General features: G+C 62.4%; 5 protein-coding genes and 1 pseudogene. All 6 read left to right on the forward strand.

Annotation, left to right across the window (positions count from 1 at the left end; all coding sequences use genetic code 11):
* A pseudogene (locus tag AC1D1P_RS15410) lies at positions 1-241 on the forward strand (phosphate acyltransferase PlsX); the annotation flags it as partial.
* Positions 241-1,218 (forward strand): beta-ketoacyl-ACP synthase III, encoded by a 978-nt coding sequence (locus AC1D1P_RS15415; protein WP_477671315.1) that lies wholly within the window; start codon positions 241-243, stop codon positions 1,216-1,218. The pseudogene AC1D1P_RS15410 and the gene AC1D1P_RS15415, both read left to right, overlap by 1 nt.
* 44 nt (positions 1,219-1,262) lie before the next feature.
* Positions 1,263-2,627 carry a sialidase family protein gene (locus tag AC1D1P_RS15420; RefSeq protein WP_477671316.1) on the forward strand — a complete coding sequence of 455 codons (1,365 nt, stop codon included), beginning with the start codon at positions 1,263-1,265 and terminating at the stop codon, positions 2,625-2,627.
* On the forward strand, positions 2,608-3,249 hold the full coding sequence (locus AC1D1P_RS15425; protein ID WP_477673583.1) for a hypothetical protein: 642 nt from the start codon (positions 2,608-2,610) through the stop codon (positions 3,247-3,249). The genes AC1D1P_RS15420 and AC1D1P_RS15425 overlap by 20 nt, the downstream gene beginning before the upstream one ends.
* 92 nt (positions 3,250-3,341) lie before the next feature.
* Positions 3,342-4,292 carry an ACP S-malonyltransferase gene (fabD, locus tag AC1D1P_RS15430; RefSeq protein ID WP_477671318.1) on the forward strand — a complete coding sequence of 317 codons (951 nt, stop codon included), beginning with the start codon at positions 3,342-3,344 and terminating at the stop codon, positions 4,290-4,292.
* Positions 4,289-4,396, forward strand: a 108-nt coding sequence (locus AC1D1P_RS15435) for an SDR family NAD(P)-dependent oxidoreductase (protein ID WP_477673584.1), incomplete at its 3' end; no start/stop codon positions are given. The genes fabD and AC1D1P_RS15435, both read left to right, overlap by 4 nt.

The raw sequence follows: 4,396 nt of genomic DNA on the forward strand, positions 1-4,396 counted from the left end.
GCTCGGTCTTCAAGGTCTGGTTTTCAAAAGCCACGGCTCAGCGGACGCCTTTGCTTTTGAGACGGCGCTGAATCGGGCTTATGATGCGGCTCGGAACAATTTGCTTGAGAGAGTGCGCGAACGCATAGCCCATGCGGCCCCTTTGCTGGTGGCAGCGCAGGCGGCGCCCCCTGCTGGTGCGCCTGTCGACACCTCCTCAATGCCAGTTGACTCAGCAGTCTCAACACCGGCCACTTATTAATGACCCGTTACTCACGCATCACCGGCACCGGTAGTTATTTGCCGCCGCGCCGACTGACCAATGCCGAATTGGCCGCCGACCTGGCGACCCGGGGTGTAGAAACCTCCGATGAATGGATTGTGGAGCGCACCGGCATCCGGGCCCGCCACTTTGCCGCGTCCGACGTGACCAGCAGCGACCTGGGTGTAGAAGCCGCCAAAAATGCCCTGCAGGCCGCGGGTCTGCAGGCTGCCGATATCGACCTCATCATCGTGGCGACCTCGACCCCGGACATGGTGTTTCCCTCGGCAGCCTGCATTTTGCAGAACAAACTGGGCATCGCCGGTTGCCCGGCCTTTGACGTGCAAGCTGTGTGCAGCGGGTTCGTCTATGCATTGACCGTGGCCGACGCCATGATCCGCACCGGTTCGGCCAGCAAAGCGCTGGTGATCGGCGCTGAAGTGTTCTCGCGCATCCTGGACTTTTCAGACCGGACCACCTGTGTGCTTTTTGGCGATGGCGCCGGCGCCGTGGTGCTCGAAACCTCGGACACGCCCGGCATTCTTGCCAGCGACCTGCATGCCGACGGCAGGCATGTCGGCATCCTGTGTGTGCCGGGCAATGTCTCGGGTGGTCAGATCCTGGGCGACCCCTTGCTCAAGATGGACGGTCAGGCGGTGTTCAAGCTGGCTGTGGGTGTGCTCGAAAGCGCCGCGCGCGCTACGCTGGCAAAAGCCAACATGACCGATGCCGACATCGACTGGCTGATTCCACACCAGGCCAATATCCGCATCATGCAGAGCACGGCCAAGAAACTGAAGATGCCACTCGAGAAGCTGATTGTCACCGTCGACCAGCATGGAAACACCTCCGCGGCTTCTATCCCGCTCGCGCTGGATGTGGCCGTGCGCAGCGGCAAGATCCAAAAAGGCGACACACTCATGCTCGAAGGTGTGGGCGGCGGCTTTACCTGGGGTGCGGTGCTTCTCAACTATTGAGTGGCTCCCACCCATCTGCCAGGCTTTCACAGACAGGTGGGCATTTGAATTTCAGACCGTCCGGTGCATGGGATCGCCTTGCAGCAGCCTTGCTGGTGCTGGCTTTCGTCCTGGCTGGGTGGAAAATCCTGCAGCGCCCACCGGCCACCCCTTTTGCGGCATTGCCGTCCAGCCCTTCAGCTGATGCCGTCAAGTCCTTGCCTCGCGCGGGCTTGCCGGCACAGCAACTTTCGCCGGACGGCCGCTTTCGTTTTGATGCGCAATTTGTCTCATCTTCTCCCGGCCAGGCTGTGCATGCAGCTTCCCTCGTGGAGTTGCGCGATGGTCGCTTGCGCGCGGTCTGGTTTTCGGGCTCGCGCGAAGGCGCGGGGGATGTCACCATCCAGACCGCGGTGATGGACCCCGCCAGTCTGCGCTGGAGCGCGGAAAGCACGCTGTTCAACCGTCAAACACTTCAGCAGGGCCTGTGGCGCTATGTCAAGAAACTGGGCAATCCGGTGATCGCCCGCGCGCCCGATGGTTCACTCTGCCTGTGGATGGTCAACGTTTCGTTGGGCGGATGGGCGGGCAGCTCTATCAGCTGGGCGCGTTCCACGGATGAAGGCGCGACCTGGAGCATGCCACGCCGCCTGGTGACGTCGCCCTTCCTGAACATCAGTACGCTGGTCAAAGGAGCACCCGTCAGCTTTGAAAGCGGCGAGACCGGCTTGCCGGTGTACCACGAGTTCGTCACCAAATTCGGAGAAGTGCTGCGTATCAACGCTCTGGGCCAGGTCGTCGACAAAGTTCGCGTTCCCGGTAGTCGCACCGGTCTGCAGCCGGTTGTGCTGGTTTCGGGGCCAGAGAAGGCGCAGGTCTACATGCGCTCAGGCAATGCCACGGCGCTGATGGCTTCAGATACCACGGATGCCGGCAAGACCTGGTCGCGCGCGCATGCAAGCACCTGGCCCAATCCGGACTCCGCTGTGGCCGGCGTCATGACGAACATCGGCACGCAATGGTTGGCCCTGAACCCGGCGCCCCGAAATCGCGAAATGCTGGCCTTGTTGCAAACGGCGGCGGGCGGCTCGTTTGACGGGCTAAGCCCATGGATCGTCGAATCGTCCGCCAACCCGCAGTTGCGCACGTCCCTCATCGACTATGAGCGCCTGCTGACTCAGGAGCTCAAAGCCCGCGGCGCCAGCGACGGCGAAGCCCAGTCCTATGTAGCCAGTGCCCGGCGCCAGTTGTGCGGAGACCAGAGCTGCTCCCAGGAATTTTCTTATCCTTACTTGCTGCAAACCCGCGACGGCTACCTGCATCTCGTCTATACCTGGCATCGCACGCGCATCAAGCACGTGCGGCTGGATCCCCTGCAAACCCTCCAGGCCGCGCAAGCGGCGACCGGCCATGCTTCCTCCGGCAAATGATCTGATCGCCTTGTTCGGCATCAACCTGGTGCTCAGCGCCGGGTGTCTGCGGCTGCTGAGCTGGCGGCATGGCGCCACGCTGTGGCGCAAGTTTGCTACTGCCGCGGTGTTTGTACTTCTGTGGTGCCCGGTGGGGCCGGCCCGTTTACCGCTCGTGGCCTATGTGCGCGGCATCAGCTCGGACCTGAGCATTTCTTTGGTGGCACTCGCCTGTCTTGGCATGTACCAGCGCCTGTCGGGCGTCCGCTTGACGGATACCCGCGAGTGCATGCTGGTGAGTGTTGTCCTTGCTGTGGGCGCATTGTTCTTGTACCCGTTGGCCCTGGGCTGGGGTGACTGGGATGCCTACCGGCTGGGCTGGGGTTCGCCAGTTCTCTGGGCGGTGCTTCTGGCGCTGTCGCTGGCATGCTGGGCCAGGGGATTTCGTTTGCTGCCCTTGCTGATCGCTCTGGCTTTACTGGCCTGGGCTGCGGGGTYGCTGGAGTCCACCAATTTGTGGGACTACCTGATAGACCCCTGGCTGGCCGTTGCGGCTATCTATCAGTGCGTCAAATCGGCTGTCGGATGGGGTTTTGCACGGCTGCGTGGTGCGCACAATGGCGCTATACCGTCGTCAGTCTGACAGACTGTGCTTCAAAAAATGACTGTTCATCTTCTTAAAATGCATGCGGATGCTTTTCAGCGATCCAAGAATTCGACCCATGGAGTAATCATTTGAAATCGTTTGCTATTGTTTTTCCCGGCCAGGGTTCGCAGTCGGTCGGCATGCTGGACGCCTGGGGCGACCATCCGGTGGTTGTGCAGGCGCTGGCCGAAGCTTCCGAGGCGCTTGGCGAGGATGTCGGCCGACTGATCAAGGACGGCCCCAAGGAGGCGCTGGCGCTGACCACGAACACGCAGCCTGTCATGCTGGTCGCCGGCGTGGCGGCTTACCGTGCCTGGATGGCCGAAACCGGTACCGCGCCGGCCGCGGTCGCGGGCCACTCGCTGGGTGAATACTCCGCTCTGGTGGCTTCAGGCGTGTTGACGCTCGCGCAAGCCGCACCGTTGGTGCGCTTTCGTGCGCAGGCCATGCAGGACGCAGTGCCGGTCGGTGTGGGCGCGATGGCGGCCATTCTGGGCATGGAAGCCTCCAAAGTGATTGAAGGCTGTGCCGAGGCCGCACGCAGCTTTGGGGCCAACACCACCGAAGTGGTCGAAGCCGTCAATTTCAACGACCCGATGCAGACTGTCATCGCGGGCAGCAAGGCTGCGGTTGAGAAAGCCTGCGAAGTGCTCAAGGCCAACGGTGCCAAGCGCGCCTTGCCCCTGCCGGTGTCGGCTCCCTTCCACTCCAGCCTGATGAAGCCCGCAGCCGAGAAGCTGCGCGAGAAGCTGGCCGCAGTCGAGTTCGCAGCGCCGAAGATCCCGGTCATCAACAACGTAGAGGTAGCCGTCGAGACTGACGCTGACCGCATTCGCGCGGCGCTGTACGGGCAGGCTTTCGGCCCCGTGCGTTGGGTGGAATGCGTGCAGGCCATCAAGGCACGCGGCCTCACGACGCTGGTCGAGTGCGGGCCTGGCAAGGTGCTGGCCGGCATGGCCAAAAGAATCGATCCCGAATTGACGGGTGTCCCCCTGTTTGATCCCGCCTCCCTGGCGGAAGTGAAGGAGTTACTGGCATGAGCGAAGTCAAGTTTGAAGGCCAGGTCGCACTGGTCACCGGCGCATCGCGCGGTATTGGCGCGGCCATTGCGCTGGAGCTGGCCCAAAAAGGCCTCAAAGTGAGA

It is taken from the genome of Polaromonas sp. P1_E1_2 (assembly GCF_056406035.1).